The organism is Micromonospora matsumotoense, from assembly GCF_900091525.1.
Classification (GTDB): domain Bacteria; phylum Actinomycetota; class Actinomycetes; order Mycobacteriales; family Micromonosporaceae; genus Micromonospora; species Micromonospora matsumotoensis.
On the sequence record NZ_FMCU01000006.1, the window covers coordinates 351,171 to 375,341 of the forward strand.

Consider the following 24,171-nt stretch of genomic DNA (forward strand, 5'->3'; position numbering starts at 1 on the left):
CGGCCGGCACCACCCACACCCTGAGCGACCCGTCCCGGGACACCGCCGGGGTCGGCGACGCCTTCCGGGCCGGCGACGCCGCCGACGTGGGTGGTTCCGCCACCCCGCCCGGCACCGGCGAGGTGCCCGGTGCCGCCCCCGGTGCGGCCGGACCGGGGGGCTGGTCCGCCGACGCGGTGCCACCCGGGTCCTGGTCGGCCGGGCCGCCGGTGGTGTGGCAGCAGCCCGAGCCGGACCGGCTCACCCGTTTCGTGCTCCGGCTGCACGCCCGTTCGCCGCGCTGGGCGGCACCGCTGGCCGCCCTCGGCTGCGTCGCCGCCGGGATGGCGTACGCGCTGGTCAGTGATCCGACCACCAGCGACCCGGACGCCCCGCCGAGCTGCCTGCTCAAGCTGACCACCGGGCTGGACTGTCCAGGCTGCGGAGGCACCCGCGCGCTGTGGTACCTGCTGCACGCCGACCTGCCCGCCGCCGCCCGACACCATGTCGTCTTCGTCTTCGCGGTGCCCTTCCTGGCCTACCTCTTCGTCGCCTGGGCCGGTAAGCAGGCATTCGGGTGGCGGCTGCCCGAGCTGCGGCTCAGCTCCCCGGTGATCGGCGGCTTCCTCGCCGTCTGGCTCGCCTTCTCGGTGCTGCGCAACCTGCCCTGGGCCCCGTTCACCGCCCTCTACGTCTGACCCCGCCCGGCGGGCGGAGCAGCGCCGTCGCCGGCCGGGACGGGTCGGCGCGCGTCGCGGTCCGCCGTGGCGGTGCCGCCCGGCGGAGGCCGGTGCGAGACGTTGGCCACCCACCGCCCGCCCGAAACCCGCACGGCGGGTGATCGCGCTGGTCAGGGGCGGCGGCCCGAGTTTCCCCGCCGCCCACCCGGCCACTACAGTCGCAGGAATGCCGGAGATGGTGCAGCCCCAGGCCCAGCTGATCGCGTGGACCCAGTTCCAGGCCCCGAGCGACGTGCCGTGGTCGACCGACGCCGAGGGCGGCCAGGCGCTCGCCGAGTTCGCCGGCCGGGCCTGCTACCAGAGCTGGAAGAAGCCGAACCCGGCGACCGCCACCAACGCCGGTTACCTGGCGCACATCCTGGAGGTCGGGCACCTGTCGGTGCTGGAGCACGGCACGGTGACCTTCTATTTCACCGGGGTGTCCCGCTCGTTCACCCACGAGCTGATCCGGCACCGGCACTTCTCCTACTCCCAGCTCTCCCAGCGGTACGTCCCGGAGCGGGACGCGGCGATGGTCGAGCCGGCCGTGATCGCCGACGATCCGGAGCTGCACAAGCGGTTCGTCGAGGCCGCCGAGGCCAGCGTCCGGGCGTACACCGAGCTGCTGGAGGGGCTGGAGCAGCGGTTCGCCGACGAGCCCAACCCGACGCTGCGCCGCAAGCAGGCCCGGCAGGCGGCCCGGGCGGTGCTGCCCAACGCCACCGAGACGCGGATCGTGGTCACCGGCAACTACCGCGCCTGGCGGCACTTCATCGGGATGCGGGCCACCGAACACGCCGACGTGGAGATCCGTGAACTGGCCGTGGAGTGCCTGCGGCAGCTCCGACGGGTGGCCCCGAACGTCTTCGCCGACTTCGTCGTCAGCACCCTGCCGGACGGCACCGAGGTGGCGACGAGCCCGCACGCACAGCTGTCCTGAGCCCTTACCCACCGGACGTCCGGTGCTCGTCCGCTAGGTTGTGAGCATGACGCACGACCACCCTGCCGCCCCCGACCGGGGCCTGTCGCGCCCGTTCGGGCGACTGCTCACCGCGATGGTGACCCCGTTCACCGCCGATGGCTCCCTCCACCTCGACGGCGCCGTCCAACTGGCGACGTACCTCGTCGACGCGCAGGGCAACGACGCGCTGGTGATCAATGGCACCACCGGCGAGTCGCCGACCACCACGGACGCGGAGAAGGAGACCCTGATCCGGGCGGTGGTGGAGGCGGTCGGTGACCGGGCGCAGGTGGTGGCCGGCGTCGGCACCAACGACACCCGGCACACCATCGAGTTGGCCGCCGCGGCGGAGAAGGCCGGCGCGCACGGCCTGCTGGTGGTGACGCCGTACTACAGCAAGCCACCGCAGCAGGGGCTGGTGCGGCACTTCACCGCGGTCGCCGACGGCACCGGCCTGCCGATCATGGTGTACGACATCCCGCACCGCGCCGGGGTGGCGATCGAGACCGAGACGTTGGTGCGGCTCGCCGCGCACGAGCGGATCGTCGCGGTCAAGGACGCCAAGGGTGACCTGACCGCCACCAGTTGGGTGACCAGCCGCACCGACCTCGCCTTCTACAGCGGCGAGGACTCGCTCACCCTGCCCACCCTGGCGGTCGGCGGGGTCGGCCTGGTCGGCACCTCGACCCATTTCACCGGCGTGCTCGCCAAGCAGATGATCGAGGCGTACGACGCGGGCGACACCGGCGCGGCGCTGACCCTGCACCGGCGGCTGCTGCCGCTGCTCACCGGGATCTTCCGCAGCCCGGGCACCATCCTGGTCAAGGCGGGCCTGAACGTGCTGGGCCTGCCCGCCGGTCCGGTGCGGCCACCGCTGGTGGACGCCACCGACGACGAACTGGCCCTGCTGCGCGCGGACTGCGCGGCGGCGGGCCTGGACCTGCCCGAATGATCGAACGATACGATGGACGCCGGGTTACGGCGTCGCAGAATGAGGTGGACGCGTGACCGAGGCGCAATTCGAGGGTGAACTGCCCCCGCCGCTGCCCGAGGGCGGGCTGCGGATCATCCCGCTCGGCGGACTCGGTGCCATCGGTCGGAACATGACCGTCTTCGAGTTCGACGGCAAGCTGCTGATCGTCGACTGCGGGGTGCTCTTCCCCGACGTCGAGCAGCCCGGTGTGGACCTGATCCTGCCCGACTTCGGGCCGATCCTGGACCGGCTGGCCGACGTGCAGGCGATCGTGCTGACCCACGGCCATGAGGACCACATCGGCGCGGTGCCGTACCTGCTCGCCCACAAGCCGGACATCCCCCTGGTCGGCTCCCAGTTCACCCTCGCCCTGGTCGAGGCGAAGCTGGCCGAGCGGCGGATCCAGCCCTACACGCTGACCGTGCGGGAGGGCGGTCGGGAGCGGCTGGGCCCGTTCGAGTGCGAGTTCTTCGCAGTCAACCACTCCATCCCGGACGCCCTCGCGGTGGCCATCCGTACCCCCGCCGGCCTGGTGCTGCACACCGGCGACTTCAAGATGGACCAGCTCCCGCTGGACGGCCGGATCACCGACCTGGCCGGGTTCGCCCGGCTCGGCGCCGAGGGCGTCGACCTGCTGCTGTCGGACTCCACCAACGCCGAGATCCCGGGTTTCGTCACCCCGGAGCGGGAGATCGGGCCGGTGCTCGACTCGATCTTCGCGAAGGCGAAGGGGCGGATCATCGTCGCCTCGTTCGCCTCCCACGTGCACCGGGTGCAGCAGGTCTTCGACTCGGCGTTGGAGCACGGCCGCAAGGTGGCGCTGATCGGCCGGTCGATGGTCCGCAACATGGGCATCGCCCGCGACCTCGGCCTGCTCAACATCCCGGCCGGCCTGGTGATCGGGATCGAGGAGGCCACCACGCTGCCGCCCGACCAGATCGTGCTGATGTCCACCGGTTCGCAGGGCGAGCCGATGAGCGCGCTGGGCCGGATGGCCAGCGGCGACCACCGGCACATCACCATCGCCCCCGGCGACACCGTCGTGCTCGCCTCGTCGCTGGTCCCCGGCAACGAGACGTCGGTCTACCGGGTGATCAACCGGCTGGCCCGGGCCGGCGCGGTGGTGGTGCACAAGGACGTGGCCAAGGTGCACGTCTCCGGGCACGCCCCCGCCGGGGAACTGCTCTACCTGCTCAACGTCGTCCGGCCGAGCAACCTGATGCCGGTGCACGGCGAGTGGCGGCACCTGCGGGCGCACGCCCGGCTCGGCATCGAGTCCGGGGTCGCCCCGGACCGGGTGGTGATCTGCGAGGACGGCGACGTCGTCGATCTGGTCGAGGGCCGCGCCAGCGTGGTCGGGCACGTGAAGAGCCGGTACGTCTACGTCGACGGCCTGGCCGTGGGCGACGTCAGCGAGTCGCTGCTCACCGAGCGGCGGATCCTCGGCGACGGCGGCTTCATCGCCACCACCGTGGTGGTCGACTCGGTCACCGGCAAGGTGGTCGCCGGCCCGACCCTGTCGGCGAAGGGCTTCTCCGAGGACCCGGCGGCGTTCAACCCGGTGATCCCGCTGGTCACCGAGGCGCTGAACCGGGCCGCCGCGGACGGCATCACCGATCCGCACCAGCTCCAGCAGATCGTCCGACGCACCGTGGGGCGCTGGGTCAACGACGCGTACCGCCGCCGTCCGATGATCGTTCCGACCGTCGTCGAGGTCTGAGCGGCTCCTTCCACCAACGGCACCCGGCCGGCCACCGTCGTCATGACGGTGGCCGGCCCGGTTCCGGGACCCGACGGGCACTCAGCGGTGGCGCAGGGTGGCCACGATCAGGTTGGGGTCGGTCGAGGTGGTGTAGGCGGCGCTGGCCACCAGGATGATGTGCCCACGGACGGCCACCGAGGTCGGGTTCTGCAGCCCGTCGGCACCGGTGAGCAGGGTCCGGGCCCGCCCGTCGCGGTCGATGCCCACCACCGTGTTCGGGCCGTTGAGGGTGGCGACGATCCGGCCGTCGGGGGCGAAGGCGAAGTCGTCGATGCCGACCAGTCCGGTCGCCCTGACCTCGACGGCCCCCGGACGGCCCTGCCGCAGCGGAATCCGCAGCAGGGTGCCCTGGTCCAGGTTGGTCGCCCAGACCGCGCCGCCCCGGACCTTGACGCCGTTGACGCCGAGGAAGCCGGTCGGGGCGAGGGCGGACGCCGACGACCAGACCCGGACGGGACCACCGGCCAGCGGGATGGTCGAGATGGTGCCGAGCACCGAGTCGGTGACGTAGAACGTCCGGCCCGTCGGGTCGAGCGCCAGCCCGTTGGGCAGCCCGGCGGCCGGTAGCGCGGCGATCCGTCGGGGGGCCCGGCCCGGCGACATCCGGTAGAGGCCCGTGCTGGCGGCGTCGCCGCTGGCGTACAGGACATACAACGTGCCGTCGCCGGTACGGACGATGCCGGTGGTCAGGGCGAAGCCGAGCACGGGGGTGGCGACGCCGCCGTCGGCCGGCGCGGCCAGGGTGGCCAGGACCCGGGTCCGGCCCGCCGGGTCGACGGCGGCGACCTGCCGTGCCGCCGCGAACGTGAGATAGGCCGTGCCGTCGGGGCCCAGCGCGATGTTCTCCGGCAGTTGCCCCTTCGCCAGGTCGAAGTGGGCCGTGATCTGCGTCGCCGGGGTCGACCGGGCCGGGCTGACGGCGGCGACCGGGACGGCCGCCGGTGCCGGGTCCGCCCCGGGTACGGCCAGGGCGCCGGCCGCCGCAGCGGCCACCGTGAGGGTGAGGATTCTTCTGCGCATGGTTCGTCCTTCTGGTGAGGGGCCCGGACGTGGGCCCGGTTCAGGGCGCGGACGATCCGGCACCTGTCGGGGTGCCCTCGTCTCGCGGGGTCGCCGCAGCGGCGGCCGGCCGGATCACACCGGTCCGCCGGGGCGGGGTGGGACGGCAGCGCCCGGCGGGTCTGGCGCGGCGCTGCCGGGGTGGGAAGTGGCGGGTCAGCCGGGCGCGGGCAGTGGCTGACGGGTGGCGGCCCGGCCGGTGACCGCGGCGTGTACGAGCAGCGTCATCGCCGCCTGCGACGGGGAGCCCGGCGCGGTGGTGGCGAGGACGACCAACTGGTCGTCCTCGGTCCGCAGGGTCTGCTGGGTGACGGTCAGCACGCCGACCACCGGGTGCCGCATCTCGTAGCCGGCGTTGCCGCCGGCCTTGACCCGGTGGTCGGCCCACCCGGCGGCGAACTCGGGGCTGCGTACCGCCAACTCGCCGACCAGCGCGGCGAGCAACGGGTCCGACGGGTGCTGCCCGGAGGTCATCCGCAGGGTCGCCACCACGGCCCGTGCCTTGGCCGGCCAGTCGACGTACAGGTCACGGGTGTGCGCGTCGAGGAAGAGCAACCGTGCCATGTTCGGCCGCCGGTCCGGCCGGTCCACCGCCTCCGGCGCCAGGTGACCGGCGAACAGGGCGTGCCCGGCGGTGTTCCAGGCCAGCACGTCGAGTCGGCGGCCGAGCACCAGCACGGGTACGTCCCCGAGCGCGGCGACCAGCTGCCGTACGGTCGGATCGACCCGCTCCGGCGGTGGCCGGCGGGTGACCGGGCGGCGGCCACCGGCGGCCAGCCCGGACAGGTGGCGGCGTTCCGCGTCGTCGAGGCGCAGTGCCCGGCTGAGCGCGTCCAGCACCTCGGGTGAGGCGTTGGTGGCCAGGCCCTGCTCCAGCCGGGCGTAGTAGGAGGCGCTCACCCCGGCCAGCAGGGCCAGCTCCTCCCGGCGCAGCCCCGGAACCCGCCGCCGTCCGCCGTAGGTGACCACCCCGGCCTCCTCCGGGCCGAGCCGGGAGCGGCGCGAGCGGAGGAACTCGCCGAGCTGTCCTGATGCCTGCATGGATCCCAGTATTGGCGGCGGTCACCCGGCCAACCACACCCTGCCGGGGGTAGGCACGACAGTCGGTGCCGGATGCGTGACGGGGCGGATACCCTCCGTCGATAAGTGTGGATCTCTTCAACCGGGCGGTGTCCGTTGCCGTACCTCAATCCGGTGGGCGTACCCCGCGTCGGCCGGAAGGAGCATGACGGATGGACCGCAGACGGATGACAGCGATCGGCGTCGTGCTGGCGGCAGCGGGACTGACGGCGGCGGTGACCCTGCCGTCGTTCGCCGGTGACCAGGGCACGCCGAACGCCGGTGGGACCGACCCGAGGGCCACCGGCGGGGTGGCGCCCGAGGTGGTGGACGCCCTCAGCCGCGACCTGCGGATCAGCCGGGACCAGGCGGTCCGGCGGCTGACCGCCGAGCAGCAGGCCACCGGGCGGCTGGCCCGGCTGCGGGCCGCGCTCGGCAACGACTACGGCGGCGCCTGGCTCAGCGGCGACGGGTCCACCCTCAACGTGGCGGTCGCCGACCCGGCGCAGGCGGACCGGGTCCGGGCCGCCGGTGCGGTGCCCAAGCAGGTGGACCGCGCGGTCACCGAGTTGGACGCGGCCAAGAGCCGGCTCGACTCGGTGGGTCGGCAGGCGTCCCCGGCGATCGCCGGCTGGTACGTCGACGTCGCCACCAACTCCGTGGTGGTGCTCGCCCAACCGGGTGCCGAGTCGCGGGCCCGCCGGTGGGCGGCGAGCAGCGGGGCCCCGGCCGGGGCGGTCCGGATCACCACCTCCCGGGAGCAGCCGCGCCCGCTGTTCGACCTGGTCGGCGGCGACCCGTTCTTCATCAACGACGCGGGGCGCTGCTCGATCGGCTTCTCGGTGGTGGGCGGGTTCGTCACCGCCGGGCACTGTGGCCGGGTCGGCGACCGCACGACCGGCTTCAACCAGGCGCAACAGGGCGTCTTCGCGGCGTCGTCGTTCCCCGGCGACGACTGGGCGGTGGTGCGCACCAACGGCCAGTGGACCCCGCAGGGGGTGGTGAACGACTTCAACGGCGGCGTGGTGCCGGTCAACGGTTCCACCGAGATGCCGGCCGGCGCGTCGATCTGCCGCTCCGGCTCCACCACGGGTGCCCGCTGCGGTGTCGTCCAGGCCCGCAACGCCACCGTGAACTATCCGGAGGGGACGGTCACCGGGCTGACCCGCACCGACGTCTGCGCCGAACCGGGCGACTCCGGTGGCTCGTGGATCTCCGGCGACCAGGCGCAGGGCGTCACCTCCGGCGGCTCTGGTGACTGCACCGTCGGCGGCACCACCTTCTTCCAGCCGGTCAACGAGATCCTCCAGCGCAACAACCTGACCCTGGTGACCGCCAACGGCCAGCAGGACGCGCAGCCGCAGACCAGCACCCGGCTGCGGGCGCGTACCGCCGGGTCGGTGCGTTGAGCGGTCCCGCCGCCGGCACCCCCGCATCCCGGCCCCGGCCGCTCCCGGCCGGCTGAGCCGGGCCACCGGTACCGCGGCCCCCGACCACCACCGCCCGGTGGTCGGGGGCCGCTCCGCGTCCGGACCCCCGATGCCGGCCGGCCGCCATCGGGCAGGGCCGGGCCGGTCAGGGCCGGTCAGGGCAGGGCGAGGCAGCGCCGGTCAGGGTAGGGCGGCGACGGCCCTGGCGTACGCGACGCCGGTGCTCACCGCCGCGTCGACCAGGATGCCGAGCTGCGTCGGGGCCACCCCGTGCGCCAGGTCGGTGGTGACGTCGCCGGCCAGCACCAGCTCACCCTCGGGCAACTCGTGCACGTACGCCTTCGGCAGCAGCCGGTCGTGGTTCCAGGCGTTGCAGAACTCGTACGCCTCGGCGAGCCGTCCCGCCGCCAGCCGCCGGGCCGCCACCACCCGGGCGTGCAGGATCTCCCCGTGCCCGCCCAACAGGCGGAACTGCACGACCGCCTCGTCCCAGCGACCGACCACCACGCCACCGGCGTCCACCGCGTACACGTCGCCCCGGACGTCGAGCACGGCGGTGAGCTGGGTCAGGCTCAGCGGGGCCGGCTCCTCGGCCGAGGGCAGGAACGGTTCGTCGTCCGGGTCCTCGACGCTCTCCGGTGTCGGCAGGGGCACCGGGTCGCCGGTCGGCCGTTCGGCCAGCCAGGCGGCGATCCGGCCGGCGTGGTGGCCGGTGCCGTTGCGCGCGTCGAAGCTGCCCGCCAGCCGGGTGGCCTCGGCTGACAGGTCGGTGCCGAGGGCCGCCACGGTCAGCTCGGCGGCGGGCCGGTCGGCGTGGCCGGGGCGGCGTACCCGTCGACCGTCCCGCCCGGACTCGGCGGCGAGCGCGCAGACCAACGCCCCGGCGGCGGCGAACTCCATCGCCGACAGGTCGTCGTAGGGGTGGTCCAGCCGGGGCAACTGCTCGGCGAGGAGGTCCAGGGCCCGGTCCGGGTGCCCGGCCAGCGCGCAGAACCGCAACTGCGCGGCCAGGTACGGCAACGCCGTGCGCTCCCGCCGGTGCCGCCGGTACGCCCGCAGGTGCGCCTGTCCGGCCCGGGCGGACGCCCCGGTGCGCAGCCACGGCAGCAGCCCCACCGCGAGGGCCCGTTCCGGCTGGTCGGTGCAGTCGACCCCGCCGTCGAGCACGGGTCGCAGCGCCTCCAGCGCGGCCCGGTCGTCCCCCCAACCGGCCAGCAGTTCGGCCCGGCGCACCGGCAGGCAGCCGGGGCAACCGGCTTCCGGGTCCGGGTCGGTGGCGGCGGTCCAGCGGTCGTACCACTGTCGGGCGGTCGGCTCGTCGCCCCGGTGGTCGGCGAGCCGGCAGCGCAACTGGGCGACCACGCCGGCGTCCTCGCCGACCCGGCGGGCCAGCGCGTCGAGCAACGACTGCGCCTGGTCCAGCCCGATCCGGGGGGTGCCGATGGCGGCCTCCACCGCCTGCCGCAGGTGCCGCCGCAGCAGCTCCGCGTCGCCGGGGCGGCCGTCGAGCAGGTCGGGGGAGCTGTCGACAGCGGCCAGCAGGCGGCGTACCGGCTCGATGATCCGCCACCGCCCGCCGTGCCGCAGGTACGCCGCCACCAGCGCGAATCGGGCGTCCAGCGCGGAGTGCGGGTCGCCGAGCGCGTCGGCGCGGGCGGCGATCCGGTCGAGTTCGGCCAGTCGGGCCTCGCCGTCGGGCAGGTCTGCGGCCTCGGCGAGCGCGGACGCCAGGGCGGGATCGCGGCGGACGGGCGGCCCGTCCGCCCCGGGGCGGAACCCGGCGGTCATCCCGGTGTCCCGCCGGGCAGCAGGCCGACGGCGGTGGCGAGCTGACAGCCGGCGGTGATGCCGCAGTCGAGCAGCTGGTCGAGCTGGTGCGGGGTGACCCCGCGTTCCAGGTCGGTGACCACCTCACCGCAGACCTGGGCCCGGCCGTCGTCGTCCACGTGCACGAACGCCTTGGGCCAGAGCCGGTCGTGGTTCCACGAGTTGCAGAAGGCGTAGAGCGCCGGCACCTGGTCGATGCCGAAGGTCGGTGCCGCCACGGTGCGGATCTGGAGCAGCTCGTCGAGGGTGCCCCGGCGCAGGAACCAGATCAGGCTGTCGTCCCAGCGGCCCACGAGATCCCCGTCGTCGTCGGTGACGACGGCGTACCCCCGGTGGTCGAGCACGGCGGCGACCAGGTCGACGGTCAGCGGACGCAGGGCCTGCGGGTGACCCGCCAGAGGGTCCGGACGGTCCGCGAAAGCAGGCGACGCCATCGGGCATCCCTTCTGAGGCGAATAACACGTCTGCGGCGTGGTCCGCGCTGCGACGCGCGGACACGACCCGGAAAAGCGGCGATCTGCCGGGTAACGCCGTTACGGTGACTCTATGGCGGGCCGTACCCCTCAGGCGAGCCGGCGACGCGGCGCGTCGCCGCGCGGTACCACGAACAGTCGTGCCCGTCAGCCGGCGAAGAAGACCACCCGGGCGACGCCGCGGCGACGGCCCGCGTCCCGGCCCGCCCCGGCGGCGTACGTCGGTCGCGCCGTCGGGGCACTGTGGATGGGGTTGGCGCACGGGGTCGGTTGGGGGTTCCGGGCCGCCGGTCGGCAGGCGGCCTCGGCCCGGGAGCTGGATCCGGAGCACCGCCGTGACGGTGCCGGCCTGCTGCTGTTCGGTCTGGCCATCCTCAGCGCGGTGGCCATCTGGTTCTCCGGTGCCGGCCCGCTCGGTGCACGCCTCGACGACACCGTACGGCTCTTCCTGGGCGCGATCGCGGTCGTGGTGCCGGTGCTGCTGATGATCGGTGCCTGGCGGCTGATGCGTACCCCGGTCGACCCGGAGCACCGGGGGCGTGGCCTGGTCGGCTGGAGTTCCATGCTGGTCGCCACGGCGGCGATGCTGCACATCGGACAGAATCCGGTCGACCCGGTGCAGCGCGACTACGCCGGTGGCCTGGTGGGCGCCGGGGTCGGTGACCTGCTGGAGCGGGGGGTGACCGCCTGGGTGGCCATGCCGCTGCTGGTCCTGCTGCTCGTCTTCGGTCTGCTGGTGGTCACCGCCACCCCGATCAACAAGATCCCGGAGCGGCTCGGTCTGCTCGCCGGCACGCTGGTGGCCCCGCCCGACGCCCCGGCGCAGGAGGAGGACGCGGAGGCGGCGACGGCGGCCGCCCCGAAGCCGGCCCGCCGCCGGCCCCGCAAGGCCGTGCCGCCGCCGGTCGGCCCGGACGACTTCGACGACGTCGAGCCGGGGGTGGACCTCCAGGAGACCATCGTGCTGCCGCGCCGGCCGTCGGGCCGGGTGCCCGCCGGCCGCAAACCGGCGGAGCCGCCGGAGCACTCCGCCCCGCCCACCCGGGCCGAGCAGCTCGCGCTGACCGGGCTGGCCGGCGACTACGTGCTGCCGCCGCCGAACATGCTCACCGGCGGTGCGGCCCCGAAGACCCGCAGCAAGGCCAACGACGAGGTGATCGCCGCACTGACCGGCGTCTTCGACCAGTTCGGGGTGGACGCCGAGGTCACCGGTTTCACCCGGGGCCCGACCGTCACCCGCTACGAGGTCGAGTTGGGCCACGGGGTCAAGGTCGAGCGGATCACCCAGCTGTCCCGCAACATCGCGTACGCGGTGAAGTCGCCCGACGTGCGGATCCTCAGCCCCATCCCGGGCAAGAGCGCGGTCGGGGTGGAGATCCCCAACACCGACCCGGAGAACGTCGCCCTCGGTGACGTGCTGCGCTCCCGGGCCGCCACCAGCGACCACCACCCGATGGTGGTCGCCCTCGGCAAGGACATCGAGGGCGGCTTCGTGGTGGCCAACCTCGCGAAGATGCCGCACATCCTGATTGCGGGGGCCACCGGAGCGGGCAAGTCGAGTTGTCTGAATACGCTACTTGTGTCCATTCTGACCCGGGCCACGCCGGACGAGGTGCGGCTGCTGCTGATCGACCCGAAGCGGGTCGAGATGACCGGGTACGAGGGCATCCCGCACCTGGTCACCCCGATCGTGACCAACCCCAAGAAGGCGGCCGACTCGCTGGAGTGGGTCGTCCGCGAGATGGACATGCGCTATGACGACCTCGCCGCCAACGGGGTCCGGCACGTCGACGACTTCAACCGCAAGGTACGCAACGGCGAGATCAAGGCCCCGCCGGGCAGCGAGCGGGAGATGCGGCCGTACCCGTACCTGCTGGTGATCGTGGACGAGCTGGCCGACCTGATGATGGTCGCCCCGCGCGACGTGGAGGACTCGGTCGTCCGGATCACCCAGCTGGCCCGTGCCGCCGGCATCCATCTGGTGCTGGCCACCCAGCGGCCGAGCGTCGACGTGGTGACCGGCCTGATCAAGGCGAACGTGCCGTCCCGGCTGGCGTTCGCCACCTCGTCGCTGGCCGACTCCCGGGTCATCCTCGACCAGCCGGGCGCGGAGAAGCTGCTCGGCCGGGGCGACGGGCTGTTCCTGCCGATGGGCGCGTCCAAGCCGGTCCGCATCCAGGGCGCCTGGGTGACCGAGCGCGAGATCGCCGACGTGGTGAAGTTCTGCAAGGACCAGCGGGAGCCGGAGTTCCGCTCGGACGTGCTCGCCCCGGCCCAGGAGGCCAGGAAGAAGGTCGACGAGGACATCGGCGACGACCTGGACCTGCTGGTGCAGGCGGTCGAGCTGGTGGTCACCTCGCAGTTCGGCTCGACCTCGATGCTCCAGCGCAAGCTGCGGGTGGGCTTCGCCAAGGCGGGTCGGCTGATGGACCTGATGGAGACCCGTGGGGTGGTCGGCCCGTCCGAGGGCTCCAAGGCCCGCGACGTGCTGGTCAAGCCGGACGAGCTGGAAGAGGTGCTCGACGGCCTGCGCGGCGACGTCGACTGAGCCGGGCGGGCGTCGGGCCGGCGCGCACGTGCATCGGGTCCGGGCCGCGCCGACCGGACCCGGCGTGGTCCGGAAGGACCGGTCGGCGTGGGGCCGGGGGTGGACGTGCGACGGGCCCGCCGGATGCCGGCGGGCCCGTTCGCAGCGCGTGACGGTCAGCTGTTCATCAGGGCACTGACGATCACCAGGCTGAGGATGATGGCGACCACGTTGGCCGCGGCGGCGTACCAACCCAGCGGCTTGTCGCCGAGCACCGCGCCGACGATGCCGAGCACCAGGCCGATGATGCCGAAGATGACCGGGGCGATCAGCAACGCGACGACGGCGAAGACGAACGCCAGGATGGTGCAGATCCGGGCGGCGTTGGTGCGCGGGCGGGCGGTCGCGTGGGTGTCGGCCATGACGTCCTCCGTGAGGGAAATCCTGAATGCTGCGGTCGGCCGATCACTACCCAGACGGGACGAGAACTACGCACCGGGCGGCAACATCCCACCGGGCACGTCGCGGTGACGGGGTGAGAATTCGATCGATGGCGGACATGTGGTGTGGCAGGGTCACCCGATGTCTGCATCCCGCCGTGACCTGTTGCGTTGGCAGTTCGACCTGACCTGGTCCCTGTTCGGGTACCACCTGGAACGTGTGGAGCCGGCGGACCTGCTCTGGGAACCCGTGCCGCACTGCTGGACGGTGCGCCGGGATGCCGACGGGTGGGTGCCGGACTGGGCGGACACCGAGCCCGACCCGATTCCCGTCCCGACGATCGGGTGGCTCACCTGGCACATCGGCTGGTGGTGGACGGTCGCCATCGACCACGCCCAGGGGCGTACGCCTCGGGAACGTACCGAGATCGGCTGGCCCGGTGACCGGGACAGGACGGTGGCGTGGCTGGGTGACCTCCGTACCGCCTGGGTGGCGGTGTGCGACCAGCTCAGCGACGCCGACCTCGACGCGACCGCGCCGTTCCCGTGGCGGGACGACCCCGCACACACCGTCGCCCACATGATCGCCTGGGTGAACGCCGAGCTGATGAAGAACGTCGCCGAGATCGGCCAACTGCGACTGCTGCGGCACGCGCAGACGGTCGGCCCTGACCCGTCGACCGGTCCCTAGCAGTCGGCCCGGCAGCTCACCGGGAGGCCGGGCACGGCACCGGCTCAGTGGAAGAGCTTGAGGCCGACCACGCCGGCCACCACCAGCAGCAGGCTGAGCAGCCGGGGCAGGCTCGCCGACTCGCCCAGCGCCACCATGCCGACCAGTGCGGTGCCGACCGCCCCGATGCCGACCCAGACCGCGTAGCCGGTGCCGACGGGGATCTCGCGCAGCGCGTACGCCAGGCCGGCCATGCTGGCGACCAGGGTGACCGCGAAGACGGCCGAGGGCAGCGGCCGGGTGAATCCGGCGCTGCGGTCGAGGGAGACCGCCCACGCGGTCTCCAGGAGTCCGGAGAGCACCAGCACGATCCAGGCCATCATCACCTCGGGGGTCGGTCCCGGGCCGGGCCGGCCGGGGACGAGTCGGGTAGGCACGGGGCGTCTTGGCCTGACCGGGTACGCCCACGACTCGTCCGGGGTGGCTGCGGGCCGGCAGGAGCCGCGGCACCGACCTGCCCACGTAGGCCACCACGACCGACGCTAGCACCGCCGGCCAGCGGGGTGGGATGATCCTGCCCACCAGGCCTTGAGTTGAAGTCAGCTTGAGGTCGCAGCATGGGAACATGACGCTGCTCTTCGACGACCGGCAGGTCGCCGCCACCCTGGACGCGCCGACCACCGTCGCGGCGATGCGGGACGCCCTGCTGGCCGCCCACGCCGGCCGGCTCGTCGCCCCACCCCGGGCATCCGCACCCCTCGCCGGTGGGCGGATGGTCCTCACCGCCGGGCAGCTCACCGACGAGTGGTACGGCTTCCGCTCCTACGACACCCTCGGCCACCCGGCCGGCGAGCAGCTGGTGGTGCTGCACGACGCCCGCACCGGGGTGGTCCGGGCGATCGCCGTCGGTGCGGAGCTGGGCTCCCGGCGCACCGGCGGGCTGGGCGCGGTGGCGGTCGACGCCCTGGCCCGCCCCGACGCGGCCACCCTGGGGGTGATCGGCTCGGGCGGGCAGGCGTGGACCCAGGTCTGGGCGACCGCCGCCGTCCGGCCCCTGCGCGAGGTGACCGTGCACAGCCGCTCGGCGGCCCGCCGGGAGTCGTTCGCCGCCCGGGTCCGCGCCGAGCTGGGGGTGCCCGCCCGCGCCGTCGGCTCGGCCGCCGAGGCGGTCCGCGACCGGGACGTGGTGGTGCTCGCCACCACCAGCGTCACCCCGGTGCTGGCCGCCGCCGACCTCGCCCCGGGAACCCACGTCAACACCGTCGGATTCAAGCAGGTGCACCGGCACGAGTTCGGCACCGACCTGCTCGACGCCGCCGATCTGCTGGTCACCGACTCCCCGGCCCAGGCGGCGGCGTACGACCCGCCGCTGTTGACCGCCGTCGGGCCGTACCCGGGGAGGTTGCGGGACCTGGGGGCGGTCCTGGCCGGCGCGGTCCCGGGGCGGACCGGCGCGGACCAGGTGTCGGTGTTCTGCTCCACCGGGCTGGCCGGCACCGAGGTCGCCCTGTTGGACCGGCTGGTCCGGGTGGGCGCGACGGCGGTCTGACCGGTGCCGCGTCGTCTGCCCAAGCGGGTGCATCGTGATCGGATTGCAGTTTCAGCGAGTGTTCCCGGCGTGTCGCGTGCATTGATCGTCATTTGATCAACGGTCGCAGGGTCGGCGGGGGGTGAAGCGGCCGACACCGCACGCCGCCGTCGGTCGGGCCCGCTACCGCGCCCGGTACCCTCGGATGGTGTCTGCCACCCCCACGCCTGACAATGCCGGCCCGACGCCCCGCCGTGACCTGGCGCAGCCGTCCGCCGACGGCCGACGGGTCGCCCTGCTGACCCTGGGCTGCGCCCGCAACGAGGTCGACTCGGAGGAGCTGGCCGCCCGGCTGCACGCCGACGGCTGGCAGGTCACCACCGACGGCGAGGGCGCCGACGTGGTGGTCGTCAACACCTGCGGATTCGTGGAGAAGGCCAAGCAGGACTCGATCCAGACGCTGCTCGCCGCCGCCGACACCGGGGCCAAGGTGGTCGCCGCCGGTTGCATGGCCGAGCGGTACGGCCGGGAGCTGGCCGACAGCCTCCCCGAGGCCCAGGCGGTGCTCAGCTTCGACGACTACCCGGACATCGCCGCCCGGCTCGGCGCGGTGCTGGCCGGCGAGAAGGTCGACGCGCACACCCCCCGGGACCGCCGCGAACTGCTGCCGCTCACCCCGGTCAACCGGCGCGAGTCGGCGGTGTCGCTGCCCGGCCACGGCACCCCCACCCGGGCGACGATGGAGACCGACGCGCACACCCCCGCGCACCTGCGGCAGGTGCTGCGTCGCCGGCTCGACACCGGCCCGGTGGCCTCGCTGAAGCTGGCCAGCGGCTGCGACCGGCGGTGCGCGTTCTGCGCGATCCCCGCGTTCCGGGGCGCGTTCGTCTCGCGTACCCCCGACGAGCTGCTCGCCGAGGCGGAGTGGCTGGCCAAGACCGGCGTGCGTGAGCTGGTGCTGGTCAGCGAGAACTCCACCTCGTACGGCAAGGATCTGGGTGACCCGCGGGCGCTGGAGAAGCTGCTCCCGCAGCTCGCCGCGATCGACGGCATCGTCCGGGTGCGGGCCAGCTACCTCCAGCCCGCCGAGACCCGGCCCGGCCTGGTCGAGGCGATCGCCACCACCCCCGGCGTGGCCCCCTACTTCGACCTGTCGTTCCAGCACTCCAGCGAGCCGGTGCTGCGGCGGATGCGCCGGTTCGGCTCCACCGACCGGTTCCTGGAGTTGTTGGCGAGCGCCCGCGCGCTGGCCCCGGAGGCGGGCGCGCGGAGCAACTTCATCGTCGGGTTCCCCGGCGAGACCAAGCAGGACGTGGCCGAGCTGGTCCGCTTCCTGACCGACGCGCGGCTCGACGCGATCGGCGTGTTCGACTACAGCGACGAGGACGGCACCGAGGCCGCCGGCCTGCCCGGCAAGCTCTCCGCCGCCACCGTCAAGCGCCGCTACGACCGGCTCGCCGCGCTCGCCGACGAGCTGTGCTCGCAGCGGGCCGAGGAGCGGCTCGGCAGCACGGTCGAGGTGCTGGTCGACACGGTCGACGACGGCGTGGTGGAGGGCCGGGCGGCGCACCAGGCCCCCGAGGTCGACGGCTCGACCACCCTGGTCGCACCGGTCGGCGGCGGCGTCGACCTGACCGCGTTGCGCCCCGGCGACCTGGTGCGGGCCACGGTCACCGCGACCGAGGGCGTCGACCTGGTGGCCGTGCCGGATGAGATGATCTCGGCGGCGCCCGGCGCGGAACGGTGACGGTGGGCCCGGACGGAGCGGGGGAGCCAGGTGGGGCGGTGCCAGGAACGCCACGGCGGCCGGAGCGGGGCGCGGCGGTGACCGGGGCGGCGGAGTCCGCGCCGCCGGTGGCCCGGGTGCCGGTGCTCAACGCGGCCAACGGGCTGACCCTGCTGCGGCTGGTGCTGGTGCCCGTCTTCGCGGCCTCGGTGATCGCCTCCGGGCTGACCCACACCGGGTGGCGGATCGCCGCCTGCCTGATCTTCGCGTTCGCCTCGATGACCGACCTGGTGGACGGCTGGATCGCCCGCCGGTTCGGGCTGGTCACCTCGGTCGGCAAGGTGGCCGACCCGATCGCCGACAAGGCGCTCACCGGCGCGGCCCTGGTGCTGCTCTCCGTCTACGACCGGCTGCCCTGGTGGGTGACGGTGCTGATCCTCGTCCGGGAGCTGGGCATCACCGGGCTGCGGTTCTGGGTGATCCGGCACGGCGTGATTGCCGCCAGCCGGGGCGGCAAGCTCAAGACGGCGCTGCAGGTCCTGGCCATCGCCTGGTATCTCTGGCCGATGCCGGCCGCCCTCGCCGCCGTCGGCGGATGGATCATGGCCGCCGCCGTGCTGGTCACCGTGGTCACCGGCTTCGACTACGTCGCCCAGGCGCTGCGGCTGCGCCGTCCCCGCCCCTGACCGGGCTTCCCGACCTCACCTGCCGCGCCGCGTAGCCGGCGTCAGTCCCCGGCCGGCCCCGCGCTGGCGCCCGGCCCCGCGTCGGAATCCCGGGACGGCGGGACGACTGTCCCTGCCGGACGGGACGCCCCGCCCCGCAGAGTCGGCACCGCACCGGCCCCTGCGGTCCGGTGCGGCGGCGGCCCGGTCGGGTCGACGCCCGACGACGGCGGGCGGGGTTGCGCCCGGTGGCGGGAGGAGCAACGGTGCGGACAGCGACGAGACACACCCGGGGACGGTCCCCGGGCGGCGGGTGGCGCAGCCGCCGGCTGTGGGCGGCCGGACTGACGGCGGTACTGGCGGTCACCCTGCACCAGACCCCGGCCCACGCCGCCGACCCGGTGCCGTTCGACGAGCAGGCGGTGCACGGGGCGCTGTTCGGGGCGGTGGTGCAACTGCGCGACGCCGGGGCGGCCGGCCTGAAGGACGCCCTGCTCACCGCCGAGCTGCTGGACTGGCGTACCACCCAGCCGGGTGCCGACGCGACGCAGGTGGCCGCGCACGTCACCGCCACCCGGGCGGTCGCCGACACGGCGGTCAGCGACGCGCGGGCCGAGGACCGGTCCCGGTTCGCGGTGGCGATGGCGGTGCTGGCCCGGCTCGGCGAGTCCACCGGCGCGGTGACCACCGGCCCGACCGTCCGCGACTTCCTGACCAGCACGGTCGGCGCGGAGGGCGCGAACGTGGTGCCGGACGCGCTGAACCTGGTCCGCGGCGGTTACCAGGACGCGGCGTGGAACGCCCGCTCCCGCGACCTGGTCCAGGACACCTGGCGTGAGCTGCACCGTCGGGCCGCCACCGACGACGCCCTGGCCACCGGCTGGGACACCACCTTCGCCGGGCGGACCGGCACCGGCGTGCGTACCCCGGTCGACGGGTTGCTGGCCGCCCGGATCCACGAGCCGCGCGCCGACGGCAATGCCGGCACCCTCGGCCACTACGTGCCGCTGGCCGCGATCCGCGACCTGCGCGGGGACCCGACCGCCTTCCGGGCGCTGGTCCAGGAGCGGGCGTACGCCACGCTGAAGGTGCTCGACACCGACGGCAACAACCGGATCACCGAGGTGATCAGCTACGCCAACAGCTACCCGCTCCACCAGGACCCGAAGCCGAGCCAGCCGGTCGTCGACGCGGAGAAGGCGAAGACCGAGGCGAATCGCAAGATCTTCGAAGGGCTCGGCTCCACCGTCACGGTGCTGTCCACCCTGGTCGGTTTCGTCGACAAGAAGTTCGGCAAGCAGTTGGAGACCATCGGCAAGGCCGTGGTGACCTCGGTGACCGCGATCAACACGTACGTGACGACGGTGCTCGGGCAGGGACTGACCATGGCCGCGACGGCGATGGGCACGGCGGTGCTGACCGGCAACCTGCTCGGTGCGGCGGTGAGCCTGATCGGCCTCTTCGCCGGTGGTGGTGACCCGAACGCCGCCATCCAGGCGGAGATCGGCAAGCTGCGCCAGCAGATCGACCGGCTGGCCAAGGGGATCGACAAGCGGTTCGACCGGATCGAGTCGGCGCTCAAGGAGATGTACGCCGGGCTGGTCGCCCAGCTCGACGCGCTCACCAGGGGCCTCGACGAGGTACGCGCCAACCTCGGCCGGATCGCCACCCAGTTGCAGACCATCGAGCGCAAGGTCGACTCGATGGCGCTCGCCACCCACGTGGCCCTGGAGAACATCGCCAAGAGCCAGCTCAACTCGGTGATCACCACGTACGTGCACCACAAGGAGATCACCGGGCAGCCGATCCCGGACTACCTCGGCACGTACTTCCCGAAGGCCGAGTCGCCGACCTTCACCTTCGCCACCGTCAACGCCGCCGACGAGGGCACCTTCACCGCCCCGGCCGGGGCCAGCCTGGTCGACCCGGTCAGCGTGGTCGACACCCACCTGCCGGCCGGCTCGATCAACTATCTGGCCCGGTGGGCCAAGGACCGGGTCGGCGGCGAGTGGACCACCGGCCCGGTCGCCAACGCCGCCGCCTGGACCACCGCCGCCCGGGTCTACAACATCCTGCAACTGGAGAACCCGCAGTTCGCCGGCCAGGTGGCCAGCGGGCGGGGCGACGCCGTGACCCAGGCCGGGCGGACCATCAACGAGCGGGTCCGCCAGTTCAGCCAACCGGCGGCCGACGGCAGCACCAACCCGCTGTTCACCGCGCTGATGGCCGACTACCGCACGGCGGTCACCGGCTGGAACGCCCAGGTGGAGAACGTCCGTAAGGCGGTGGTCTGGAACGGCAGCGACACCCTGCCGGTGCACGACATGTGGGGCAGCCCGGACCAGGCGCTCCCGGCGGCGAACCGGATTCCCGAGGTCGAGTCGATCGCGGGGTGCGGCGCGAGCCGGGTCAGCCGACCGATTCCGTCGACGGTACGACGCGCCAACCTGCCGAACGCCTTCCACCTGGCCCACCACGCCATGCCGCCGGGGCACGCGCCGGCGTTCTCCACCTGCTACGACGCGAACTTCGTCAACGTCGAGGAGCACGAGGGACCCCGGTTCCAGACCACCACCGGCGACCTCCAGATCACCCTGCGGTCGCGGGTGAAGTGGGCGGGCGGGGACTGGCAGGAGGTGCAGACCGCGACCAGGACGTTCCCGATCGGCACGTTCTGCTCGTGGGACGTCCGTTCCCCCGTTCCGCAGGGCTACTGCTACGACGAGAACAAGTACCTCACCGAGCGGTGGCCGGGGACGTACAAGCCGGCGTTCGAGTCGGCGGCGGTCCCGGTCGTCGCCACCCAGGCGACGACCGCCCGCAGCAAGGCCGCCGCGATGCTGTCCGGCCGGCAGAAGTACTTCTACCGGGTGATGCGGGCCGGCACCGGGCCGAACCCGCCGAGCAGCGACACCTGGGAGGTGTCCCGGGTGCTCTGGCAGAAGGGCAAGGCGGTCTCGGACGCGCTGCGGCTGTTGCAGGCGTACACGGAACTGGGGTGGGGTACCGCGCTGGAACTCGACGACAGCCTGACCGGCCTGCTCTTCGGCAGCGACGGCCTGCCGGCCGACTACACCCGCCCGCGCAGCGACGCCGACCAGTCGGCCCACCAGCACCTGCGCAACGCGATGTCGCAGGCGGTGGCCAACTACGCCGACTGCGTGCAGTCGTTCGACTGGAACCCGTGCAACGAGGACCGGTCGGGCTTCGACCCGCTGCGCGACCAGGGCCGGTACGGTGCCGGCTGCGCCCAGGCCACCGTGCCGGACAAGCCGCGTGACCCGCTGAGCGCCTGCCTGGCCAGCGCGGCGTTCGTCCGGATCGGGCAACTCGGCCAGCGCTACGACCACTGGTCGACCCGGGTGCGCTCCGGTGGGCACACCGAGGGGCTGCCGGAGGTGACCGCGGCGACCGACATGACCCGGGCGACCACGGTGAGCGTGCACCCGGCGGGCTGACCGCCCACGGGGTGCCCCGACCGGGAGGGTCCCGCCGGGACCGGGACCCTCCCACGGTCGCGTACCGGCCGGGACGCCTCCCCGGCGCGACGACGGGTGGCAGGGCTGGCACCTCGGTCGCGACGTGGCCGGGTGCCGCCGATCGGTCCCGCCGACCCGGGACATCCGACCCGGGTCGGCGGGACAACCGGCGGACGACGATGGTTCGACCGTTCACCGACGACCGCCGGTCCGCCCGGCGGTGCCACTGTGGACGATCCACCACCTACGCTGCGGCGGACGGGTGCCGGCACGCCGGCCCCGTCGTCCGCGCACCGGCATCCGAGGAGTGATCATGACGCTGAGCGCCGGCGACGACCGACGGATTCTGTTGATCGCCACCAACGACACGTTCTGCCACGTCTACCAGGATCTGACCGACCTGCTGGCCACCGCCGACCACGGCGAGAAGCTCGCCGGGGCCGTCGAGTTCTTCGACGTCACCGGCCGCCGGCTGCATCCGGTCTTCTCCGCCGACTGGCGGCTGGAGATGCTGGAGGCCGGCACCGCCCCGGCGGAGCCCGAGGTCGTCCGGCAGCGGTTGTCCACGGTGGTCGCGCACGTGACGCAGTACGTCCACGACCACCCGGACGTGCTCACCCGGTCCCGGATCTCGTGGGAGCGGGCGCTGTCCGAACTGCCCCGCCTCGACGACCCGGACCTGTCCGAGGTCATCGGCGCCCTGCCGGAACACCTCGAACACGACACCGGCAACTGGCTGCACAACGCCATGCACGCCGCCGGTTGGGCGGACTGACCCGCCCGACCCCACCACCGACGACCACCCCGGGAGGGCCTGCCGTGCCGTCGACCATCGGAGCGCCGTCCGCCCCCCGCCGGGTCCTGGCCGGGGTGGGCCTGGTCGTCGCCGTGCTCGTCCTGGTCGGGCAGTGGCGGGACCCGTACCCGGCGTCGCTCGGGCCGGCCGCGTTGACCGGCACGATCGCGGTGGCGTTCACCGCGCTCGGGGGCCTGGTGCTGGCCGGGCTGCCCGGTCAGCCGGTGGGTCGGCTGATGGTGGCGGCCGGGCTCGTCGCGGGCGCGGCGGTGCTGGCGCTGAGCTGGTCGGCGGTCACCCCGTTGGCCTGGCTGAGCCAGTGGCTCTGGTGGCCGCCGTACGGCCTGATCTTCCTGGCCCTGTTGGTCTTCCCGGACGGCCGGCTGCCGGGCCGGCGCTGGCGGCCGGTCGCCGTCGGGCTGGTGGTCACCACGTCGGTGGTGGCCGTCGCGCTGGCGGTGGCCGCGACCAGCGACCCCCGGGGCCTGCTGCTGTCCGCCACGCCGGCCACCGACCCGACCGCACGGCTGCTGGTCCGGGTCGCCCTGCTGACCGTCGCGGTGCAACTGCTGCTGGTGGCCGCCGTGCTGGTGTCGCTGGCCGGTCGGTGGCGGCGGGCCGTCGGCGAGGCCCGTCAGCAACTGGCCTGCCTGCTGGCCGCCGGTGCGCTGTTCCTGCTCGGCTTCCTGCTGGACTGGCTCAACCTCTCCGGCGCGTGGGTGCTGATGGTGATCGCGATCCCGGGCGCGATGACCCTGGCGGTGCTGCGCTACCGGCTCTACGGCCTGGAACAGGTGATCAACCGGACCCTGGTCTGGCTGGTGATGAGCCTGCTGGTGATCGCCGCCTTCGTCGGGGTCGTCGCGCTGCTGCGGGACCTCGTGCTGCGCGGGAACACCTCCAACGCGTCCCTGGTGGCGACCGGCGTGATCGCGGTGACCTTCGAGCCGCTGCGGCACCGGGTGCAGCGCGGGGTGAACCGGCTGCTCTACGGCGACCGCGACGAGCCGTACGCGGTGCTGGCCCGCCTCGGTGACCTGCTGGAACGGACGGTGCAGCCACAGGCGGTGCTGCCGCTGCTCACCGGCACCATCGCCCGCTCGCTCCAGGTGCCGTACGTGGCGGTGGAACTCGGCGGGGAGCACGCCGACGACGGGCGACCGGGGCGGGTGCACGCCGCGCACGGCCACGCCACCACCTCGCTGGAACGCTTCGACATGGTGACCCACGGGGAGTGGGTGGGGCGGCTGGTGGTGGCCCGGCGGGCACCCGGCACCCGGTTCACCCCGGTCGAGCGGCGGCTGCTCAGCGACGTCGCGATGCACGCCTCGGTGGCCGCCGCGACGGCCCGGCTGATCCGTGACCTGCGGGACTCTCGGGAGCGGCTGGTGACGGCCCGCGAGGAGGAGCGCCGTCGGCTGCGCCGGGACCTGCACGACGGCCTCGGCCCGACCTTCGCCGGCATGTCCATGCAGGTACGCGCGGCCCGCAAGCTCGCCACCGCCGACCAGGGCCGGCTGACCCGCATTCTCGACGGGCTCGCCGACGACCTGCTCACCTGCACCGGGGAGGTACGCCAACTGGTCGACCAGCTCCGCCCGGCGGCCCTGGACCGGGGGCTGGAGTCGGCCCTGCGGGCCGAGTGCCAGCGCTTCGACGGCCCGGCCCTGACGGTCCGGCTGAGCGTGGCGGACGCCCTGCACGGGTTGCCGGCCGCCGTCGAGGTGGCGGCGTACCGGATCGTCGGCGAGGCGCTGGCCAACACCGCCCGGCACGCCGGGGCGACCTGCTGCGACGTGGTGGTGCGCCGGGGCCGGGCGCTGGTCGTGGAGGTGTCCGACGACGGCACCGGCATCGTGGCCCGGCGACCCGGCGGGGTCGGCCTGGACTCGATCCGGGAGCGGGCCGCCGAGCTGGGCGGCGACTGTGAGTTCGTCGACCGGGCCCCGCACGGCACCCTGGTCCGGCTCCGCCTCCCCCTCCCGCCCCCCGACGACACCCCGCCCACCCCGCCCGCCCCCACCCCCCCCCCCCCCCCCCCCCCCCCCCCCCCCCCCCCCCCCCCCCCCCCCCCCCCCCCCCCCCCCCCCCCCCCCCC

General features: G+C 74.0%; 19 protein-coding genes and 1 riboswitch. Of the genes, 13 read left to right on the forward strand and 6 right to left on the reverse strand.

Features of this window, described 5'->3' with window-relative positions:
• The first annotated feature begins 20 nt into the window (after positions 1-20).
• The 4 genes from GA0070216_RS15520 (at position 21) to GA0070216_RS15535 (ending at position 4,352) form a co-directional block, all read left to right on the forward strand.
• On the forward strand, positions 21-677 hold the full coding sequence (locus tag GA0070216_RS15520) for a DUF2752 domain-containing protein (protein WP_425413157.1): 657 nt from the start codon (positions 21-23) through the stop codon (positions 675-677).
• Positions 678-894: 217 nt separating this feature from the next.
• Positions 895-1,638: an FAD-dependent thymidylate synthase gene (gene thyX / locus GA0070216_RS15525; protein ID WP_091246131.1), complete on the forward strand. Its 744-nt coding sequence runs from the start codon at positions 895-897 to the stop codon at positions 1,636-1,638.
• A gap of 46 nt (positions 1,639-1,684) precedes the next feature.
• Complete coding sequence (gene dapA / locus GA0070216_RS15530) at positions 1,685-2,611, forward strand: 4-hydroxy-tetrahydrodipicolinate synthase (protein WP_091246135.1); 927 nt, start codon at positions 1,685-1,687, stop codon at positions 2,609-2,611.
• Between the two features lie 52 nt (positions 2,612-2,663).
• Positions 2,664-4,352, forward strand: coding sequence for a ribonuclease J (locus GA0070216_RS15535; protein ID WP_091246138.1), 1,689 nt, complete (start codon positions 2,664-2,666; stop codon positions 4,350-4,352).
• Positions 4,353-4,433: 81 nt separating this feature from the next.
• Here the strand turns inward: GA0070216_RS15535 and GA0070216_RS15540 are convergent, their stop codons facing one another.
• Both GA0070216_RS15540 and GA0070216_RS15545 read right to left on the reverse strand, forming a co-directional pair.
• Positions 4,434-5,414, reverse strand: coding sequence for an NHL repeat-containing protein (locus tag GA0070216_RS15540; protein WP_091246141.1), 981 nt, complete (start codon positions 5,412-5,414; stop codon positions 4,434-4,436).
• Positions 5,415-5,609: 195 nt separating this feature from the next.
• On the reverse strand, positions 5,610-6,494 hold the full coding sequence (locus GA0070216_RS15545) for a helix-turn-helix domain-containing protein (protein WP_091246145.1): 885 nt from the start codon (positions 6,492-6,494) through the stop codon (positions 5,610-5,612).
• Positions 6,495-6,685: 191 nt separating this feature from the next.
• On the opposite strand from GA0070216_RS15545, the gene GA0070216_RS15550 reads away from it, so the two are divergent.
• On the forward strand, positions 6,686-7,921 hold the full coding sequence (locus GA0070216_RS15550; protein ID WP_091246148.1) for a S1 family peptidase: 1,236 nt from the start codon (positions 6,686-6,688) through the stop codon (positions 7,919-7,921).
• Positions 7,922-8,122: 201 nt separating this feature from the next.
• Here GA0070216_RS15550 and GA0070216_RS15555 read toward each other — a convergent pair whose 3' ends face one another.
• Together GA0070216_RS15555 and GA0070216_RS15560 are read right to left on the reverse strand one after the other, a co-directional pair.
• Positions 8,123-9,730 carry a type III secretion system chaperone family protein gene (locus GA0070216_RS15555; RefSeq protein WP_091246151.1) on the reverse strand — a complete coding sequence of 536 codons (1,608 nt, stop codon included), beginning with the start codon at positions 9,728-9,730 and terminating at the stop codon, positions 8,123-8,125.
• Entirely contained in the window at positions 9,727-10,203 is a 477-nt protein-coding gene (locus tag GA0070216_RS15560) for a type III secretion system chaperone family protein (RefSeq protein ID WP_091246154.1), read from the reverse strand. Before GA0070216_RS15560 ends, GA0070216_RS15555 begins: the two co-directional genes overlap by 4 nt.
• A gap of 112 nt (positions 10,204-10,315) precedes the next feature.
• On the opposite strand from GA0070216_RS15560, the gene GA0070216_RS15565 reads away from it, so the two are divergent.
• Complete coding sequence (locus GA0070216_RS15565) at positions 10,316-12,790, forward strand: FtsK/SpoIIIE family DNA translocase (protein ID WP_091246156.1); 2,475 nt, start codon at positions 10,316-10,318, stop codon at positions 12,788-12,790.
• A gap of 155 nt (positions 12,791-12,945) precedes the next feature.
• On the opposite strand, the gene GA0070216_RS15570 is transcribed toward GA0070216_RS15565, so the two are convergent.
• Positions 12,946-13,191, reverse strand: a complete 246-nt coding sequence (locus tag GA0070216_RS15570; RefSeq protein WP_091246159.1) for a hypothetical protein — start codon at positions 13,189-13,191, stop codon at positions 12,946-12,948.
• A 160-nt stretch (positions 13,192-13,351) separates the two neighbouring features.
• Between GA0070216_RS15570 and GA0070216_RS15575 the strand changes: the two genes are divergently transcribed.
• Positions 13,352-13,900, forward strand: coding sequence for a DinB family protein (locus GA0070216_RS15575; protein WP_091246161.1), 549 nt, complete (start codon positions 13,352-13,354; stop codon positions 13,898-13,900).
• Positions 13,901-13,944: 44 nt separating this feature from the next.
• Here the strand turns inward: GA0070216_RS15575 and GA0070216_RS15580 are convergent, their stop codons facing one another.
• Positions 13,945-14,259 carry a DMT family transporter gene (locus tag GA0070216_RS15580; protein WP_091246294.1) on the reverse strand — a complete coding sequence of 105 codons (315 nt, stop codon included), beginning with the start codon at positions 14,257-14,259 and terminating at the stop codon, positions 13,945-13,947.
• Between the two features lie 54 nt (positions 14,260-14,313).
• A riboswitch (guanidine-III (ykkC-III) riboswitch) is annotated at positions 14,314-14,377 on the reverse strand.
• Between the two features lie 127 nt (positions 14,378-14,504).
• On the opposite strand from GA0070216_RS15580, the gene GA0070216_RS15585 reads away from it, so the two are divergent.
• From GA0070216_RS15585 to GA0070216_RS15610, 6 genes are all read left to right on the forward strand, one after another.
• Complete coding sequence (locus tag GA0070216_RS15585) at positions 14,505-15,428, forward strand: ornithine cyclodeaminase family protein (protein WP_091246164.1); 924 nt, start codon at positions 14,505-14,507, stop codon at positions 15,426-15,428.
• A 184-nt stretch (positions 15,429-15,612) separates the two neighbouring features.
• Positions 15,613-17,154, forward strand: coding sequence for a 30S ribosomal protein S12 methylthiotransferase RimO (gene rimO, locus GA0070216_RS15590; RefSeq protein ID WP_245722520.1), 1,542 nt, complete (start codon positions 15,613-15,615; stop codon positions 17,152-17,154).
• A gap of 77 nt (positions 17,155-17,231) precedes the next feature.
• Positions 17,232-17,819 (forward strand): CDP-diacylglycerol--glycerol-3-phosphate 3-phosphatidyltransferase, encoded by a 588-nt coding sequence (pgsA, locus tag GA0070216_RS15595; RefSeq protein ID WP_091246167.1) that lies wholly within the window; start codon positions 17,232-17,234, stop codon positions 17,817-17,819.
• A 245-nt stretch (positions 17,820-18,064) separates the two neighbouring features.
• Positions 18,065-21,256, forward strand: a complete 3,192-nt coding sequence (locus tag GA0070216_RS15600) for a hypothetical protein (protein ID WP_091246168.1) — start codon at positions 18,065-18,067, stop codon at positions 21,254-21,256.
• Between the two features lie 334 nt (positions 21,257-21,590).
• Positions 21,591-22,052, forward strand: a complete 462-nt coding sequence (locus GA0070216_RS15605) for a hypothetical protein (RefSeq protein ID WP_091246173.1) — start codon at positions 21,591-21,593, stop codon at positions 22,050-22,052.
• Positions 22,053-22,096: 44 nt separating this feature from the next.
• Positions 22,097-24,171: GAF domain-containing sensor histidine kinase (locus tag GA0070216_RS15610; protein WP_245722521.1), on the forward strand; the 2,075-nt coding region annotated here is incomplete at its 3' end.

What these genes read in the sequence shown, in the direction of transcription:
- thyX (WP_091246131.1), top strand. Translation starts at nt 895, where the DNA reads ATGGTGCAGCCCCAGGCCCAGCTGATCGCGTGGACCCAGTTCCAGGCC.
- dapA (WP_091246135.1), top strand. Translation starts at nt 1,685, where the DNA reads ATGACGCACGACCACCCTGCCGCCCCCGACCGGGGCCTGTCGCGCCCG.
- GA0070216_RS15540 (WP_091246141.1), bottom strand. Translation starts at nt 5,414, where the DNA reads ATGCGCAGAAGAATCCTCACCCTCACGGTGGCCGCTGCGGCGGCCGGC.
- GA0070216_RS15545 (WP_091246145.1), bottom strand. Translation starts at nt 6,494, where the DNA reads ATGCAGGCATCAGGACAGCTCGGCGAGTTCCTCCGCTCGCGCCGCTCC.
- GA0070216_RS15550 (WP_091246148.1), top strand. Translation starts at nt 6,686, where the DNA reads ATGGACCGCAGACGGATGACAGCGATCGGCGTCGTGCTGGCGGCAGCG.
- GA0070216_RS15555 (WP_091246151.1), bottom strand. Translation starts at nt 9,730, where the DNA reads ATGACCGCCGGGTTCCGCCCCGGGGCGGACGGGCCGCCCGTCCGCCGC.
- GA0070216_RS15560 (WP_091246154.1), bottom strand. Translation starts at nt 10,203, where the DNA reads ATGGCGTCGCCTGCTTTCGCGGACCGTCCGGACCCTCTGGCGGGTCAC.
- GA0070216_RS15565 (WP_091246156.1), top strand. Translation starts at nt 10,316, where the DNA reads ATGGCGGGCCGTACCCCTCAGGCGAGCCGGCGACGCGGCGCGTCGCCG.
- GA0070216_RS15570 (WP_091246159.1), bottom strand. Translation starts at nt 13,191, where the DNA reads ATGGCCGACACCCACGCGACCGCCCGCCCGCGCACCAACGCCGCCCGG.
- GA0070216_RS15575 (WP_091246161.1), top strand. Translation starts at nt 13,352, where the DNA reads ATGTCTGCATCCCGCCGTGACCTGTTGCGTTGGCAGTTCGACCTGACC.
- GA0070216_RS15580 (WP_091246294.1), bottom strand. Translation starts at nt 14,259, where the DNA reads ATGGCCTGGATCGTGCTGGTGCTCTCCGGACTCCTGGAGACCGCGTGG.
- GA0070216_RS15585 (WP_091246164.1), top strand. Translation starts at nt 14,505, where the DNA reads ATGACGCTGCTCTTCGACGACCGGCAGGTCGCCGCCACCCTGGACGCG.
- rimO (WP_245722520.1), top strand. Translation starts at nt 15,613, where the DNA reads ATGGTGTCTGCCACCCCCACGCCTGACAATGCCGGCCCGACGCCCCGC.
- GA0070216_RS15605 (WP_091246173.1), top strand. Translation starts at nt 21,591, where the DNA reads ATGACGCTGAGCGCCGGCGACGACCGACGGATTCTGTTGATCGCCACC.